Source organism: Peribacillus sp. YIM B13477 (assembly GCF_042787955.1).
Lineage (GTDB): Bacteria > Bacillota > Bacilli > Bacillales > DSM-1321 > Peribacillus > Peribacillus frigoritolerans.
On sequence record NZ_JBHZPD010000012.1, the window covers coordinates 56,104 to 72,492 of the forward strand.

The window sequence follows — 16,389 nt, forward strand, 5'->3', positions numbered from 1 at the left end:
ATTCTACATATAGTTAAATGACTGAACTACTTTTTGGGAGGTGCACCGATGACTAATGAAAAAGTTTCTGGATTGATTGATCGATATATGAAGGTTTCTTTCTATGTCAATAAGATGGGGGAGCTTTTAATAAAAGATCAGATTTGTGATGTGCTGACGAACGAACAATACTATACTTTACGGTTCATTCAACAACAGCGGTTGTGTACATCGACGGAAATCAGTGATGCCTTTTATATTAATAAGAGTGCCGTCACGTCTAACATCAACAGGCTGGAAGGCAAAGGATTGATAGAACGGGAACAGGACCAGGTTGACCGAAGGGTCTTTCATTTGAAGCTTTCCAAAGAGGGGGAAGCGTTGTTACAGGAAACGGAAAATAAGATTCATAAATTGGTAGAGAGCATCATGACGAAATTCGATTATGAAGAGATTGTTAAATTCCTTGATACATATGAGAAGCTTTCACAAATTTTCATTCAAATGAAGAATGAGGAACGGGAGGAATATAAATGAGGGGGATCATAAAGGGAAGATGGCTGGTCATTATCGTATGGGTTGCCATTACGGCAGGTTTATTGTTTGCGGCACCGAATATGGCGGAGCTTGTCCGGAATAAGGGCCAGCTGGATGTACCGGCAGAGTATTCCTCTGGGATGGCCAATGAGCTAATGAAAGAGATCCAGGATAAGGATGAGTCACAAGTGGCTCTCGTATTTCATGGTGATAAGAAGCTGTCTTCCCCGGAATTGAAAGAGATCGAAGTAGCGATCCAAAAGCTTGAAAAGAATAAAGCGGAGCTTGGCATTAAAGAGGTCATGACTCATTTTAAAGAGCCCTCGCTAAAAGGTCAGTTGGTCTCGGAGAATGAATCAACGGTTTTGACATCCATCACGATGGTCAAGGGGGACCGGGAAGCTAAGGAAGTGATCGATGCCCTTTATAAAGAGTTGGAACAAGTGGATGTCGAGCATTATTATACAAGCAGCTGGATGATTGATGAAGATCTTAATGCCAATTCCCAAGAGGGGCTGAAGAAAACTGAAGGCATCACGGTGGTCTTCATTCTGGCTGTATTGCTGATAGTCTTCCGTTCAGTGGTGACACCGATCATTCCGTTAGTGACAGTCGGTTTCACTTATTTATGTTCCCAATCCATCGTCTCATTCCTGGTGGATAAATGGGACTTTCCGATTTCGTCTTACACCCAAATATTCCTGGTTGGTATTTTATTTGGAATCGGAACTGATTATTGCATCCTGCTGCTTAGTCGTTTCAAGGAGGAGCTATCGTCTCGGGAGTCCTTGCCTGAAGCTATCGTGGAGACATACCGAACCGCCGGTAAGACTGTCTTCTTCAGCGGGCTGACCGTAATGATTGGCTTTGCGGCAATTGGTTTTTCTACTTTTAAGCTCTATCAATCTGCGGCGGCCGTTGCCATAGGGGTCTTCATTTTAATGATCGCCCTTTATACGATCGTTCCATTTTTCATGGCGGTTCTTGGAAAGAAGCTATTCTGGCCGGCGAAAGGGAAACTTGCGCATAGTGAAAGTAAACTATGGGGAATTCTAGGCAACTTCTCCTTGAACCGCCCATTATTGGCGCTTATGATCGTCGCAATCGTCTGTGTTCCCTTTTTGTTTATGTATGATGGGAAGATTTCTTATAACTCCCTTGAAGAAGCGGGTGATGATGTTCCTTCCATCATGGCATTTAATATCATTTCCGATGAATTCGGCCCGGGACAATCGATGCCAACACAGATTGTCATAAAAAATGACGAACGTATGGATTCGGAAGATTATGTCGCACTTGCTGAAAAAATCAGCCAGGAAATCGTCAAGGTCGATGAAGTTGAAATAGTTCGATCCATGACGCGCCCGACAGGTGAACCCATTAAGGACTTATTTGTCTCCTATCAAGCCGAAACCTTGGAAAAGGGAATCGGGGAAGGAAATGAAGGCATTAAACAAATCAGCGATGGATTGAAAACGGCAGGCAGTGAGCTTTCCGATTCAGGACCGCGATTGAAGCAAGCGACGGACGGAATAGAGGGGCTCATATCCGGGACCAATGAATTAAAGAGCGGCGTAGGTCAGGTGGAGAAGGCATTAACAAGCATTGAAGCAGGCATCCGCGATGGGTCTTCAGGAACCGGGGACATAAAAAACGGATTGAATGAGGTCAAGTTAAACTTGGATAAGCTCGCTACCGGAAGCGGACAGCTTCTCGAAGGCTATAAACAATCAGCTAATGGGTTAAGTGAGCTCACAGGTCGATATAAAGAAATTCAAACTAACCTTACGGGTGTATCACAAAGCCTTGCCGGTTTAAATCCTTCCTTTGAGCAAATGGAAGCCACTCATCCAGAATTACAGGCTGATCAGTCCTATCAAACGATCAAGCAAACAGTGCAAGGGGCACAGGGTGGCTTGGAGCCCATGGCAGCAGGCCTTTCAGAGCTCAATAGGAATCTTGGCTCAGTGTCCGGCGGTTTGAATACGGCGAATGAAAATATGGAAGAAATCGTAAAGGGGCAAAATTCTCTTGGGGAGGGCCTGAACCAATTGATTTCAGGTGTTGACACTTTACAAAAGGGTCTAAGCACCATGGCTAATGGTCAGGGGGAAGTCATAAATAATCTGTCAGGATTTAAAGGAGGCCTTACTAGCTTAAGTAATGGGCAGCAAGAACTCCTAAATGGTTTTTCAAGCCTCGGGGGACAGCTTACTGATCTGACTGAGGGCTTAAATGAAAGTGCGGATGGTCTGAATGAAGTCCATGATGGACTATCGTCCGCACAGGGTTATTTATCAGGGCTGGCAAAAACGGATAAAACGGTAACAGGCATGTACATTCCCAAAGAAGTAGTGGAAAGCGAAGAATTCGGGGAAGCATTGAATGCGTATTTATCTGAAGATGGTAAAATCATGACCATGGATGTGGTATTCAAGGCGAATCCTTATTCCAATGAAGCAATCGAGCAAATCGATTCGATTGAAGCAACCGTTGAAAGAGTAACGAAAGATACAAAGCTTGAAAACGCGCAGGTGGCGATAGGGGGAATCACAAGTACACATCATGACTTGGGCATGATGTCTGGGGAGGATTTCTCAAGGACGGTCGTTTTGATGCTGTCGGGTATTGCAATCATTCTCTTTTTCATGCTGCGATCCTTGATCATGCCTGTCTATTTGATAGTGTCGCTCGTTTTGACTTATTATACAGCGGCAGCCATTACAGAGTTGATTTTTGTTAATATTCTCGGTTATGCCGGCATTGGCTGGGCAGTTCCTTTCTTTGCCTTCGTCATCTTGATTGCTCTTGGCATTGACTATAGCATTTTCTTGATGGATCGCTTTAACGAGTGGAAAGATAAGCCGGTCAAGGAAGCGATGTTACTGTCCATGAGAAAAATGGGAACGGTGATCATCTCGGCGGCTGTCATTCTGGGCGGAACCTTTGCTGCCATGATGCCAGCAGGAGTTTTATCGCTCTTGGAGATAGCCACTTTAATATTGGTGGGGCTTGCTTTATATGCGTTTGTCATCTTGCCATTGTTTATACCGGTTATGGTTGCAACGTTTGGAAACGCGAATTGGTGGCCGTTTTTAAAAAATAAGGAATAAAAGGGAATATAAAATAAAGAAGGCCTCCATCCGGATGCCTCCAGACTGTAGACAAAAGGGTTTCGGAATGCTCCTATTCCGAAACCCTTTTGAATGATTATAAAATGGGAATGGATTTAAAAGCTCGCCCGGTGGAGGAAGAATTACAATCATAAGTCCCATCATACACATAATCAGGCGTACTGGTTTTGTAAGCTGCATCTTCAACAGCTTCAGGTTTTCCAACTTTCTCAATCGGTGTTACTCTCGTCTACAACACAAACCTGTTACGGTCTGCTGGTGCATGAAACGAATGTGTGGAATCAACAAATACATGCCCTGCACTCATTCGTTAAATGAAACTTTTAGTTAAGAGGGGATGGAAAAGCGTTTCAATAAAAGTTGCAGAAAGACTGTTGGCCCATGGAGTTCTGTCTAATTACTAAAACTCTGTTGACTGGAACGGAAGGTGCGAGACTCCTGCGGGAATACGAGTGCAGGGGAGACACCGCAGGCAGGCGCAAACGCCGAGGAGTCTCCCCGGACCACGGACCGCCCGCGGAAAGCGAGTGCCTGCAGTGGAATTCAACGCTCAACTTCCAAACTCTCAAAAAAACTGTAGACCAACTCGATGGAGTTTGCCTACAGTAAGAAATAAACAACCGAAACAAAAAAATATGTATTCCATTTCATAATTGGGGGATTCTTGTTTTATATTTCGCGATGATCTTTTGATTGTGTTCATCTGCCCCTTCGATATTACTGCTTAGGAATACGGGAGGGGTTTCCCCTGATTCAATGATCGTTTGGATGACTTGAGTGAAAACCATATTGAGGAGAACGGCCCCGACCACGGTCGATCCGGAACCAAAAGGTATATTATTTGATTTCAGTAATGTGTCACCTTTGGCAATATGATTGTCTATGACCAAATCAACGACATCGTGGAGATAATGCTTCTGTTTATGCCGTGAAGAACAACTTTTTGCATACTCCGGTGATGTTAGTCCAATAACGAATGCCCCTTTTTCTTTTGCGATAGTGGCTACATCTATCGGAACGGGATTTACGCCGGATGACGAAATGACAATACAAACATCACCAGGACGGATATCTTCATCATGCATGAATTTCTCTGATAGGTCATTTTGGCGTTCAAGTTGGGATGACCTTGAAGCTCCTTTAAAAAGCATTAGATCTTCAACGAAAATTGGACGAATTGCGGCTAACCCACCTGCCCGGTAGAATACCTCTTCGGTCAAAATGTGGGAGTGTCCGCTTCCGAATAAATGGATGATCCCATCCGACATGACTGCTTTTGAGATATGTTTCACAGATTCCTTAATTGATTGCTTTTCCTGTTCTCCCACAATTGTGAGTAAAGCCTGCACTTCTTCAAAGTATGAGTTCATATATGTGACACCCTCCGATTACCTTTGGCAATTAAAAGACTATAGTGATGAAAATATTCAATTTTATCTGCTTATGTTGATAGTGAACTTATACCTGTCCGCACGATAAGCCGATTTAACATATTCAAGGGGAGTTCCGTCTATTAAGAACGTATTCCTTTGAATGAATAATATGGGTGAGTGCTTTGGAATTGCTAAATGGGTCACTTCCAATTCAGAAGCAATCGATGATTCCAACGTTTGTGAAGCATAGTCTATCTTTAGTTTAACGTAGTTCTCCACATATTGGTAAAGGGAAAGGTTAATGATTTCTTCCGTTAATCCTTTAATTAAATTGGCAGACATGTACACGGTCTCGAGCGCCATTGGAACATCATCAGCCAACCGAATGCGTTTTATTTCATAAACGGGAGCATAAAGGGAAATGTGCAATTCACTGGCAATCTTCTTATCAGCCGGAATGATTTCAAAGCTCAGCAGCTTGCTGCTTGGGTTTAATCCCCTGGCCTTCATGTCCTCGGTAAAACTGGTCAGCCCATTGAGCTGCTGCTCCAATTTCTTATCGGCGACAAAGGTTCCCCTTCCTTTCTGACGGTATAGGTATCCGTCATTCACCAAATTATTTATGGCTTGGCGGACGGTCATCCGGCTAATTTCGAATTGCTCGGCATATTCACGTTCAGATGGAAGGGCATCGTGCGCTTGGAACTCACCGTTTTCTATTTTTCTTTTTATTTGTTCTTCGATTTGAAAATAAATCGGAAGAGGTGAGTTTTTATCAATCATCGACTTTCGCTCCTTTAGGGTATTATCACTCCGGATAACGCTTTTTGGTCTGCGATAATTGTAACACTATTATGTTTTTTTAGGATAGATGCAGGAAATTCCTCGGAAATGTCACCGTGTATCAATTTCTTCAGTGTTTCGGCTTTTTCTTCACCAGAAATCAGCAGCAGTATTTCTTTGCTTTTCATGATTGTTGAAATGCCCATCGTAACGGCATGTGTCGGAACTTCGTCTATGGAGTCGAAATAACGTGCATTCGCTTGGCGCGTCGAATCTTCAAGTGTCACGACATGTGTACCGGATGTGAAGGAAGTTCCAGGTTCATTAAAACCAATATGGCCATTTTGGCCAATGCCAAGTATCTGAAGATCGATCCCGCCCACGGAATCAATCATTTCGTCATACCGTTGACATTCTCCATTCGTGTCATCGGCTGTGCCATTAGGCAGGTGAGTACGCTCTTTATTTATATTGATGTGTGTGAATAAGGAATCATCCATATAAAAATGGTAACTGTTTGGATCATTTGGTTTTAAGCCGATATACTCGTCAAGGTTAAAAGATGTTACATGTTCATATGAAGTATGATTAGTCACGTGATCTTCAATCAAATTATCGTACATTCCTTTAGGGGTGCCGCCTGTTGCAAGGCCCAATTTGATATTCGGATTTCCTTTGACTTTTCCGATCACTATTTCTGCGGCTGTCCGGCTCATTTCCGTATAGTCCTGCACTTGTATGATATTCATTATGCATTCTCCTTTTTAAAAGCTAAATTTCCTCTGCAGAAAGTCATTTCAACGTCCAGGCGGTCATTCAATATTACAAGATCTGCGTCTTTGCCGACTTGGATGCTTCCTTTTCTGTCAAAAATCCGAAGTTGTTTGGCAGGGTTTTCAGCCGTCATTTTTATAATGTCAGTCATGGAACAACCGGTATATTCCATTGTGTTCTTGATGGCATCGTTCATTTTCAATATACTGCCGGCTAGTGTGCCGTCTGAAAGCGTTGCTTTCGTTTCGTCAACATTAACAGGCTGACCACCTAAATCATAAGTTCCCTTTTCAAGCCATTTGGCACGAAGTGAGTCCGTTATCAGTATCATTCGTTCGCTGGTAATTTGGTTATATGCGAGCTTGATCATTTCTGGCCTGCAGTGAATGCCGTCAGCAATAAGTTCAACATATAGCTCGTCTCGAAGATAAGCAGCTCCCAAAACGCCAGGTTCGCGGTGATGGAGTCCACGCATCCCATTATAAAGATGTGTAACGTGGGTAGTCCCTGCCTGGATTGCTTCATCTATTTGGTCATATGTTGCATCTGAATGGCCGATGGAGGCGACGACGCCAGTTCCCCTTAAGTGGGCGGCAAGATCTAATCCGTTCGGTTGTTCAGGAGCAAGCGTTACAAGCTTGATTTGATTTTCTGCCATTTTCTGCCATCTTTTAAATAGAGTGACATCAGGATCAACGATATAATCCTCAGGCTGTGCTCCTTTACGGGCCGGTGAAATGAAAGGACCTTCTAAATGAATTCCAACTATTTCAGCATTTTCCTGAGTTTGATTTTCGATATATTTACCAGCATTAAGAAGTGCTGATTCAATGGCTTGGGTGGATTGGGTCATTGTAGTGGCCAGAAAGCTGGTGGTTCCTTCTTTAGGAAGGGTCTTTGCCATTATGGATAATGCGTCATGTGTGGCATCCATTGCATCGGAATTGGATGCTCCGTGAATATGAATGTCGATGGCACCGGGAATTACCTGATAATCCGGTGAAAGAGTAATCACCTTGGCATCATCGTCCTGTTTGTATTGGCTGGCTGGACCAACTTCGGCAATTTTTCCATCCACGACTTTAATGTACCCATTTTTGTATGTTTCCTTTTCGCTGTGAACCATCAGATTATTAATAATGAATGTTTTCATACATAATCTCCTTTATGAAAGTAAAACTTAATGAATGAGTCATGAAATGGTCTCATATATTTTGCCCTCATTTTATCGTTTTTATTAAAAGTTGTCTAGACCAGTTAGTGAGTATCAAGAACAAAAATGATATTTTTACTTTGTTTTCGAAGAATATAGTATATTTACAAGTAAATTGGTATAGACATCTATATATTTTCTGTGCTAGTATAATCCCAAAGAAAAGTTATTATATTGATAAAATGAAAACGCTTAATACATCTTGTTGTTGATCAAAGAAGTTAGGTACAAGGGAGATGAGTTCGATGTTAAATTTTTTACAAAAGATTGGGAAAGCTTTAATGCTACCGATTGCCGTTTTACCAGCAGCCGCGTTATTGCTTCGTTTAGGGCAACCGGATTTACTTGATATTGCCTTTATTGCCGCAGCTGGAAAGGCGATATTCGATAACCTTGCGATATTGTTCGCCTTGGGAATAGCGATTGGATTATCCAAAGATGGAAGTGGCGCTGCGGCATTATCAGGCCTTGTTGGATACTTTGTATTAACGAATGGTACACAAGCGATTGATAAAGAAATCAACATGGCTGTTTTAGGCGGTATTATATCGGGGATAGTTGCCGCTCTTCTATATAATAGATACTCCGACATAAGACTCCCTGAATGGCTTGGATTCTTTTCAGGGAAACGATTCGTCCCGATCATCACTTCGCTTGCGATGATCTTACTTGCGGGAATATTCGGTTTTGTGTGGCCGCCGATTCAAGATGTAATAAATAGTGTCGGTGACTGGATTACAGGTGCAGGGGCATTGGGTGCTGGCGTATTCGGCGTATTGAATCGCTTATTGCTTCCAGTAGGATTGCATCATGTCTTGAATAGTATGGTTTGGTTCGTCTTTGGTGAGTACAATGGAGCGACGGGTGATATAAATCGTTTCTTCGCAGGGGACCCGACTGCTGGGCCCTTCATGACCGGCTTTTTCCCGATCATGATGTTCGGTCTTCCAGCTGCAGCATTAGCGATGATTGCAGCTGCTAAGAAAGAGAAACGTAAATTGGTGACGGGGATGCTTGTTGGATTGGCTTTCACTTCTTTCCTTACAGGAATCACTGAACCGATTGAATTTCTTTTCATGTTCATCGCACCGGTGTTATATGTAATACATGCCCTTTTAACCGGGGTCTCTCTGGCACTTGCTGTTATATTGGATATCCATCATGGGTTTGGATTCTCTGCAGGAGCCATTGATTATTTCTTGAACTTTGGTATTGCGCAAAAACCGCTATGGTTAATCCCGATTGGATTGGTATACGCGGCAGTTTACTTCGTGATTTTCTTTTTTGTCATCAAGATCATGGATTTAAAAACACCTGGCCGTGAAGACGATGAGGAAGAAGTGGAAGAAGAAACCATTGTGAAAACAGGGGATAAATATACCGATATGGGATCGCTTTTCATTCAAGATCTTGGCGGTAAAGAGAATATAAAGCTAATTGATAACTGTGCAACACGCTTGCGTTTACAAGTGGCCGATTCAGGAAATGTGAATGAAGCAGCCTTAAAACGGCATGGCGCGCGCGGTGTCATGAAGTTGAATAAATCGAGTGTACAGGTCATTGTTGGAACGAATGTTGAATTCGTTGCAAATGCAATGAAACAACTTGTCAAGGATGGCGTCGATCCAAGCCAAGTGAAAGCAGGTCCATCTGCACAAGTACAAGTGGCAGAGGATATAGTAGAGGAAAATCAAGCTTTGGATGCAAATGACTTTGTCCTTCCAATTGAAGGAACCATTTTACCGATAGAACAAGTTCCCGATCAAGTGTTTGCCATGAAAATGATGGGGGATGGCTTCGCTATCGAGCCAGTCAACGGAAAACTAGTATCCCCAATCGATGGGGAAGTGCTAAGTATCTTCCCGACAAATCATGCACTGGGATTGAAAATGGATAATGGTCTGGAAATTCTGATCCATGTTGGTTTGGATACAGTTAAATTAAATGGAGAAGGGTTCACAGCTCTTGTTCAAGAAGGCCAAAGAATAACAAAAGGAACACCTCTTTTGGAAATTGATTTAGATTTCATTAAACGGAATGCACCATCAACGGTCACTCCTATTATATTCACTAACTTACCTGAAGGAACGGCAGTGAAGTTGCAAAAGTCAGGGATCCAGAAACAAAATACACCAGATATCATCCAGTTGGAAAAACTATAAAGCGGTTAAAAAAGGGGTGTCGACTTGTCGACATCCCTTTTAACTTTAGACTGTAGACAAACTCAAGGAAAAGTGGTTTGCCTGCAGTTTTTGGCTTGTACAATTTGGATGTTGATTTCCAATCCACGATCCAGGCACTCGCTTTCCGCGAGCGGTCGGGGAGCCTCCCCGGCTTGTACCTAGGGGGTCTCCCTAGACGCGCTTTTCTAAGCAGGAGTCTCTTACACCCGCCCCAATCAACTATGTTATAAAATTCAGATGGAAACCATACCTGAGGAGTTAGGTGTTGGTTTGAATCAGTTGATTCGGGAATATCATTTGATGAATTATACGTTTTACGAACCACACCTTTCAATTGGATAAAACGGTTTCTTTATATACTTCTTGCTGTGATAAATTGTCATAACCAAAACAAACGGGTACACCATTGGCCTGATCTATCATAACCCTTGCATGAATACGAAAGACTTCCACTAAAACGGCAGGTGTGATGATTTCCCCCAGGGTACCGATTTTAACGATTTCCCCTTCCTTCATCGTTATGATTTCATGTGAAAACCGGGACGCATGGTTAATATCATGCAATACCATGACAGTCGTTATTTTTTGTTCTTTATTAAGCTTTTCAACTATTTGCAAAACCTCTAGTTGATGAGCCATATCAAGGTAGGTGGTTGGCTCATCCAATAATAAAATCTCCGTTTTCTGTGCTAAAGCCATTGCCAGCCGAACCTTTTGTCTTTGATCACCGGATGGATTGGCGATTTGCCGGTTTCGAAATGGCTGGAAGCCCATCTTTCCATTGGAACAAAAAGTGGTTCCGTGAGGAGGAGGAGAAGTTTTTCCCGATTGAATCAAGGAAATGGTGATATTTCCTTTTTGCTTGGCGTGTGGGAGCTGGAAGGCACCCATAAAAGCGGCACGAATGAAAATGCTTTGGAATTATCAAAAAGATTATCCTTGAAGGATCGCAGAGTGAATGTACAACGAGTTTGAAGGGGAAGGGCATCTTTCAGTTTTTCCTGCGTTTTGCTTTGAAGAGAAATGTGCCTGGTAAGAAATAGGACTTTCTCAGTAAATCCACGGAAGGTACTTGACCAGTAAGTTATAAATATATATCATTACCTGTAGATTATGATTGATAATGATTATCATTATTGATTGACTAGGAGATTGCTAACAAACATTCACTATCGAGAATTTGAAAAAATTATGAAGGAGGACAATGACTGATGACCAACCGTTTCGTGAATGAAAATGGGATCTACAATGAATTTATAATTGAAGAAGGTCGAAATTCCCTTTGGCCCGCCTTTTTGGTTATTCCAGAAGGCTGGTCATTGATATATCGAGAGGACTGCTGGAAATACATAAAACTAGTTGCTAGCATTGATGGAATAAAATGGAAGTAAGGATGCAAATGGACCCTAAAATAGTAGTTAGCATCGTTTATGTCATAGCGATGTTCATGGTTTCGATGGACGGGACGATTGTCAATGTGATCCTGCCAACGATCAGTAGTGAATTTAACCTTGATCCCTCTTCAGCCAGTGGCATTAATGTTGGATATTTAGTAAGCCTGGCTGTATTCCTTCCGGTAGCTGGGTGGCTTGGGGATCGTTTTGGAACCAAGAAAATCTTCTTGATGGCATTGGGTGTCTTTACGGCAGCCTCCTTTTTATGCGGATTCGCTAATAATCTTCAAACCTTGAATTTGTTCAGGGTTTTGCAGGGGGCAGGAGGCGGGATCCTTACACCAGTTGGAATGGCCATATTATTTAGAACGTTCTCTGTTGAAGAACGCCCAAAGGTGTCCCGTTCCCTTGTGCTTCCCATAGCATTCGCACCAGCTGTTGGACCGATTGTAGGCGGATTCCTTGCGGAGCAGCTGTCTTGGCGTTGGGCATTTTATATAAATGTCCCTTTCGGAATTATGGTCCTGTTATTCGGTGTATGGTTTTTAAAAGAAAATAAAGAACCAACTGCTGGCAGATTGGACCTTCCAGGATTCTTATTGTCAGCTGCAGGCTTTTCCATGCTGATGTATGCAATGAGCTTAGGACCATCTAAAGGATGGGACTCCCCCGTTATCATATATACAGGAATTATCGGTGCAGTTCTTGTTCTCTCATTTATTCTATTGGAGCTGCGTGTGAATGAACCGATGCTTGATTTGCGTTTATTATCCGATCGATTGTTTCGGACATTGGGCATCATTTCATTATTTTCAATGGCGGGCTTATTGGGGATGCTCTTCGTGTTCCCGTTAATGTATCAAAGTTCGCTTCATGCTTCAGCTTTAGAAAGCGGGCTGACCACTTTCCCGGAAGCTATAGGTTTGATGGTGGCCTCCCGGATGATGCCTTGGACTACGAAGAAACTGGGCATACATCAGGTGATCCGGATAGGGCTGATTGGTACAATCATCATTTATACATTGATTAGCATTGTCGGGCCGACAGCCAACCCCTGGTTCCTTCGTGCCTTATTATTTAGCGTCGGTATCTGTTTGGGACATACTGTTGTGGCCGTACAGTTTTCCACTTTCACCAATATCAACTCTGCTTCGATGGGAATGGCGGCCACATTGTTCAATGTCCAAAACCGGATTGGCTCTGCCATTGGTGTAGCCATCCTAGCCAGCATTCTGGGGGAAGTGGGCACTAGCTCGATAGGAACGAATGGGGAGCACGATGTTAATTTAATATCCTATCAATTTGCTCTCCTAGGTTCTGTGGCTTTGCTCGTCATAGCCCTATTATTTGCGATGCGTTTGAAAAAGGATGATTTTAAGGCCAAGATACCGAAACAGCACATGGCTAAATCCCTTGATATAAAGCAGGTCAGAAGCGGATAAGTAACTTATTCAGTCAGGTTTCTGGTAAAGGAAGGCCACTGTGATTTTTGCCAGTGACCTCCCTTTCATTTTGCTAGCAGCACAGGGACTGCCTACATAAATTATTAATTAAAGATTGGCTTTGCGGCTCAATACCACATATGAAAAAAAGAGCCTGTTTTATTGCAAACAGGCTCTGGAAATCAGTTCTTAAGACTTAGTGAAGAAGAGTATTATGCATTCGAGCATATACCGGTTATTTCCAAAGCGTCAACGATACGCTGAACTTCAGATCCTTCAAGTGTCTCTTTTTTCAATAACTCTTCAACGAGCTCTTCATACTGTAGGCGATTCGAGTCAATCAACATTTCCGTTTCCTGAATCGCTTTCGTGAATAATTCCTGCATCTTTTGCTCCTTCTCACCTTTATTGAAAGTGAGGGTGAATCCATCTTGAAGCATTCCGGTATCGACCATTTGTTCCAGCAGATGTTTCGCCTGCTGTACATCTCCGCCTACACCTATGCTATGTTCCCCTAAATACATTCTTTCCGCCACGCCGCCTGCCAAGATCATTTTGACTTGATCGAGCAATTCACTGGCTGTTGCCAGATGGAGCTCTTTTGGTATCGGCGCTACATATCCAAGGGCTTCCCCACGCGGAATGATGGTCGCCTTTCTAACGGAGCCAGGCTTTGTCAAAGCAGCAATCAGGGCATGTCCACTTTCATGAATGGCCACACGCCGCTTCGTATCCGCATCATTCAAAGTACGTGATGTCGCTCCAAGTATCGTACGGTCAATCGCGTAATCAAGATCCTGTTTACGAATCATATCCTGTTCATTCCTCAGGGCATGACGTGAGGCAGTATCGAACAGGGAGCTTAAGTCAGCGCCGGAGAAACCGGATGTACTTTCAGCCAACTCATCCAGGGAAGCCAGGACATCTGTCGCTAGACGCTTTCCCTTCGTATGGATATCGATGATTTCCTTTCTTCCTTGTGTATCCGGAAGTGGGACTTGGAAAGAGAAATCGATCCTGCCCGGACGTAGAAATGCCTCATCGAGCATATCTTTCCGGTTGGTCGCTGCAATGAATAAAATGCCTTCATTTGGATGGCCCCCATCCAATTGGACAAGCAGTTCGGTTAACGTTTTTTCGCCTTCTTCCCCGCCCTGGGGTTTCCTTTTACCAGCCAATGCATCCACTTCATCGATGAAAATGACAGCTGGCGATTGTTTACGTGCATTTTGGAAAAGGCTGCGGACACGGGCTGCACCGACTCCAACAAACATTTCGTTGAAGGCTGAACCGCTCGTTGAGAAGAAGTTTGCACCAAGCTCTTTTGCAATTGCCTGTGCAAGCAGCGTTTTCCCCGTTCCAGGAGGGCCGTATAATAAAATGCCTTGAGGCGGCTTAATTCCAATTTTAGCTGAACGTTCAGGTTCCTTTAGTGTAGTAAGTGTCTGAAGGATCTCCTGTTTGATTTCGGATTGCAAACCGCCTACATCATCCAAAGTTATCTCTGGCAAGGGTTTTGGGGTGGAAAGGCTTTGTTTTTTGCTGCCGATCCGCAATCCGCCCTTTGATTTTTTCTGTATAATGACACCGGTTGTGACGAGGGCCGCCATTAACCCGCCTAAAATCCATAATGCTGATTTATTAGTTGATGAAAAAGAATATTGAACGTTATAAGTTTCGACAAGTTTATTGATCATTTGACTGTTGGGAGGAATACTTGAAACGTATTCTCCATCTGGTGTGGAGATGTGAAGAGTGCCATTTCTTTTTTCTTCAATGGTGACAAGAGCTCCATTTTGGGCTTTAATCGTTTTTTCCACCGATGAAAAAGGAATGACCATATCCTTTGACTGAGTAACAGCATACCAACTGATTCCAGCAATTATCACAATGAGAGCCGTAAGGAACGGCAGCAATTTCGAAACTAATTTAGAGTTCGAGTTCAATTTTTCATCTCCTTTAAGAATATATATTCAGTATAAAATTTTTAAACATGTAATCTATAGGTCTTTATACCTTAAATTAAAGGTAAATAATGTTAAATGAAAGAAATAACACTTATGTATGAGAGTTTAAAGAGTCCGGAATTTAAAAATATTTAATCTATCCGGGATATTAGACTTTTTAAATGCGAAATGCTAAAGTGAAATTGTCTAAGTCATGAAAAAATAAAATGGTAGAAGAGTGTGAAGTTCTATGAGTAAATTTATAAAAGACTATATGATTACGATGAAGGATATCGTTAGAGAAGGGGATCCCATTCTGCGTCAGGTAACGGATGAAGTTAGCCTGCCGATTTCGGATGAAGATCGTGAAACGCTGGAATGCATGATGCAATACTTGAAAAACAGTCAGGATCCAAAACTCCAAAAGAAGTTCAACTTGCGTGAAGGAGTTGGGTTGTCTGCCAATCAGATAGGCTTGAATAAACGCATGTTCGTCATGTATTTCCCCGACGAAAAGGGGAAGCTGTTTGAATATGCCCTTGTGAATCCGAAAATCATCAGCCATTCCGCCACAATGATCTATTTACCGCAAAGTGAAGGCTGCCTTTCTGTCGACCGTGATATTAAAGGATATGTACCGCGTTATGAACGGGTTAAAATCAAAGCTTTTGACGGTAATGGTGAGGAAATAGAGATGCGGCTGAAGGGCTTTGCTGCAATCGTGTTTCAACATGAGCTAGATCATTTGAACGGGATGATGTTTTATGACCGGATCAATACCGAAAACCCTTTCAAGCTTCCGGAAAACGTGGAAGTGAAAAGTCTGTAAAACCCAAAAAGGCAAAGCGCCATGCTTTGCCTTTTTACCGTTTTATGGCTTTAGGAACCTATCTTCTTCCATATGCTTCAGCAAATCACTGAAAATGGCCAGGCTCATTTGCTGGTATCCTTCTGAAGTGAGGTGGATGCCATCATCGCTAATCAAGGGACCCAAGTCACCGGAGGATTTAATATGGGAACGGACGTCGATCAAAGGCACCTTTAGTTCCTCTGCAAGGCTTTTCAATTGGCGATTGTACATCCCATGCCAATGTTCAATACCGCCGACATGGGAAACGAAATGCCCGATTGAATGACCGAACTTATCGGCGATGGATCTGTAATATCTGGCAGGATCCAGTGGCGGAAGAGTTAAAAGGAAAGGGGTTATATGCTTGTCCTGAACCTGCTTGACAAGTTGTGTGACATTTTCCAGGTAGCGTTCGATTGGAACGATGGGTTCATGGTCACCTTCTGGATTCTTGGCTACTTCGTCCCAATGGAAGTTACAGTCATTTCCACCGACCTCTATTAATACGATATCGGGATTTTCCGACATGACGTCTTTCTCGATCCGGCTAACCAACAGGTCGGAGTTATCATTGAAAACCCCTTTATTCAAAACTTCGACGAATGGCAAAGATTCTGTTAGCTTAGCTAAAGAGTTTGGATAATTTTCTTTAATGATGCGAAGGCGCCCCCTAACATAAGAAATGCCTCTGGTTAAACTGTCTCCAAAACATACGATCTTCAAACTTCTCACCTCGGTATGTGAATGTGTTACTTATATTTTAGTAGCGGAATTATATTTC

At 42.8% G+C, this 16,389-nt stretch carries 14 protein-coding genes; 7 read left to right on the top strand and 7 right to left on the bottom strand.

Annotation, left to right across the window (positions count from 1 at the left end):
* Positions 1-48: 48 nt before the first annotated feature.
* Positions 49-516 (top strand): MarR family winged helix-turn-helix transcriptional regulator, encoded by a 468-nt coding sequence (locus ACFX4H_RS23885; protein WP_095395032.1) that lies wholly within the window; start codon positions 49-51, stop codon positions 514-516.
* Positions 513-3,629 carry an MMPL family transporter gene (locus ACFX4H_RS23890; RefSeq protein ID WP_377436384.1) on the top strand — a complete coding sequence of 1,039 codons (3,117 nt, stop codon included), beginning with the start codon at positions 513-515 and terminating at the stop codon, positions 3,627-3,629. Before ACFX4H_RS23885 ends, ACFX4H_RS23890 begins: the two co-directional genes overlap by 4 nt.
* A gap of 668 nt (positions 3,630-4,297) precedes the next feature.
* Here ACFX4H_RS23890 and ACFX4H_RS23895 read toward each other — a convergent pair.
* The 4 genes from ACFX4H_RS23895 to nagA all read right to left on the bottom strand — a co-directional run bounded on the left by ACFX4H_RS23895 (position 4,298) and on the right by nagA (position 7,733).
* Positions 4,298-5,020, bottom strand: coding sequence for an SIS domain-containing protein (locus ACFX4H_RS23895; protein ID WP_034304861.1), 723 nt, complete (start codon positions 5,018-5,020; stop codon positions 4,298-4,300).
* 63 nt (positions 5,021-5,083) lie between these two features.
* Complete coding sequence (locus ACFX4H_RS23900; RefSeq protein ID WP_034304859.1) at positions 5,084-5,806, bottom strand: GntR family transcriptional regulator; 723 nt, start codon at positions 5,804-5,806, stop codon at positions 5,084-5,086.
* 14 nt (positions 5,807-5,820) lie between these two features.
* On the bottom strand, positions 5,821-6,555 hold the full coding sequence (nagB, locus tag ACFX4H_RS23905; RefSeq protein WP_249598850.1) for a glucosamine-6-phosphate deaminase: 735 nt from the start codon (positions 6,553-6,555) through the stop codon (positions 5,821-5,823).
* Positions 6,555-7,733, bottom strand: a complete 1,179-nt coding sequence (gene nagA / locus ACFX4H_RS23910) for an N-acetylglucosamine-6-phosphate deacetylase (RefSeq protein ID WP_034304854.1) — start codon at positions 7,731-7,733, stop codon at positions 6,555-6,557. Before nagA ends, nagB begins: the two co-directional genes overlap by 1 nt.
* Positions 7,734-8,038: 305 nt before the next feature.
* On the opposite strand from nagA, the gene nagE reads away from it, so the two are divergent.
* Complete coding sequence (gene nagE, locus ACFX4H_RS23915; RefSeq protein ID WP_249598848.1) at positions 8,039-9,955, top strand: N-acetylglucosamine-specific PTS transporter subunit IIBC; 1,917 nt, start codon at positions 8,039-8,041, stop codon at positions 9,953-9,955.
* A gap of 351 nt (positions 9,956-10,306) precedes the next feature.
* Here nagE and ACFX4H_RS23920 read toward each other — a convergent pair whose 3' ends face one another.
* Positions 10,307-10,750, bottom strand: a complete 444-nt coding sequence (locus tag ACFX4H_RS23920; RefSeq protein WP_323603178.1) for an ABC transporter ATP-binding protein — start codon at positions 10,748-10,750, stop codon at positions 10,307-10,309.
* Between the two features lie 54 nt (positions 10,751-10,804).
* On the opposite strand from ACFX4H_RS23920, the gene ACFX4H_RS23925 reads away from it, so the two are divergent.
* From ACFX4H_RS23925 to ACFX4H_RS23935, 3 genes are all read left to right on the top strand, one after another.
* Complete coding sequence (locus ACFX4H_RS23925) at positions 10,805-10,951, top strand: hypothetical protein (RefSeq protein WP_249598847.1); 147 nt, start codon at positions 10,805-10,807, stop codon at positions 10,949-10,951.
* A gap of 236 nt (positions 10,952-11,187) precedes the next feature.
* Positions 11,188-11,367, top strand: coding sequence for an MbtH family NRPS accessory protein (locus ACFX4H_RS23930; RefSeq protein WP_377436385.1), 180 nt, complete (start codon positions 11,188-11,190; stop codon positions 11,365-11,367).
* Positions 11,358-12,812, top strand: a complete 1,455-nt coding sequence (locus ACFX4H_RS23935; protein WP_377436386.1) for a DHA2 family efflux MFS transporter permease subunit — start codon at positions 11,358-11,360, stop codon at positions 12,810-12,812. Before ACFX4H_RS23930 ends, ACFX4H_RS23935 begins: the two co-directional genes overlap by 10 nt.
* 212 nt (positions 12,813-13,024) lie before the next feature.
* Here ACFX4H_RS23935 and ACFX4H_RS23940 read toward each other — a convergent pair whose 3' ends face one another.
* Positions 13,025-14,758, bottom strand: a complete 1,734-nt coding sequence (locus ACFX4H_RS23940) for an AAA family ATPase (RefSeq protein WP_377436387.1) — start codon at positions 14,756-14,758, stop codon at positions 13,025-13,027.
* Positions 14,759-15,008: 250 nt separating this feature from the next.
* Here ACFX4H_RS23940 and def point away from each other — a divergent pair, with 250 nt between their 5' ends.
* Complete coding sequence (gene def, locus ACFX4H_RS23945; protein WP_034304843.1) at positions 15,009-15,587, top strand: peptide deformylase; 579 nt, start codon at positions 15,009-15,011, stop codon at positions 15,585-15,587.
* Between the two features lie 42 nt (positions 15,588-15,629).
* Here the strand turns inward: def and ACFX4H_RS23950 are convergent, their stop codons facing one another.
* Complete coding sequence (locus ACFX4H_RS23950; protein WP_377436388.1) at positions 15,630-16,331, bottom strand: SGNH/GDSL hydrolase family protein; 702 nt, start codon at positions 16,329-16,331, stop codon at positions 15,630-15,632.
* Positions 16,332-16,389: the final 58 nt, after the last annotated feature.

Bases quoted from the DNA above. Each gene is read 5' to 3' on its own strand.
- ACFX4H_RS23885 (WP_095395032.1), top strand. From the start codon at position 49: ATGACTAATGAAAAAGTTTCTGGATTGATTGATCGATATATGAAGGTT.
- ACFX4H_RS23890 (WP_377436384.1), top strand. From the start codon at position 513: ATGAGGGGGATCATAAAGGGAAGATGGCTGGTCATTATCGTATGGGTT.
- ACFX4H_RS23895 (WP_034304861.1), bottom strand. From the start codon at position 5,020: ATGAACTCATACTTTGAAGAAGTGCAGGCTTTACTCACAATTGTGGGA.
- ACFX4H_RS23900 (WP_034304859.1), bottom strand. From the start codon at position 5,806: ATGATTGATAAAAACTCACCTCTTCCGATTTATTTTCAAATCGAAGAA.
- nagB (WP_249598850.1), bottom strand. From the start codon at position 6,555: ATGAATATCATACAAGTGCAGGACTATACGGAAATGAGCCGGACAGCC.
- nagA (WP_034304854.1), bottom strand. From the start codon at position 7,733: ATGAAAACATTCATTATTAATAATCTGATGGTTCACAGCGAAAAGGAA.
- nagE (WP_249598848.1), top strand. From the start codon at position 8,039: ATGTTAAATTTTTTACAAAAGATTGGGAAAGCTTTAATGCTACCGATT.
- ACFX4H_RS23920 (WP_323603178.1), bottom strand. From the start codon at position 10,750: ATGGGCTTCCAGCCATTTCGAAACCGGCAAATCGCCAATCCATCCGGT.
- ACFX4H_RS23930 (WP_377436385.1), top strand. From the start codon at position 11,188: ATGACCAACCGTTTCGTGAATGAAAATGGGATCTACAATGAATTTATA.
- ACFX4H_RS23935 (WP_377436386.1), top strand. From the start codon at position 11,358: ATGGAAGTAAGGATGCAAATGGACCCTAAAATAGTAGTTAGCATCGTT.
- def (WP_034304843.1), top strand. From the start codon at position 15,009: ATGAGTAAATTTATAAAAGACTATATGATTACGATGAAGGATATCGTT.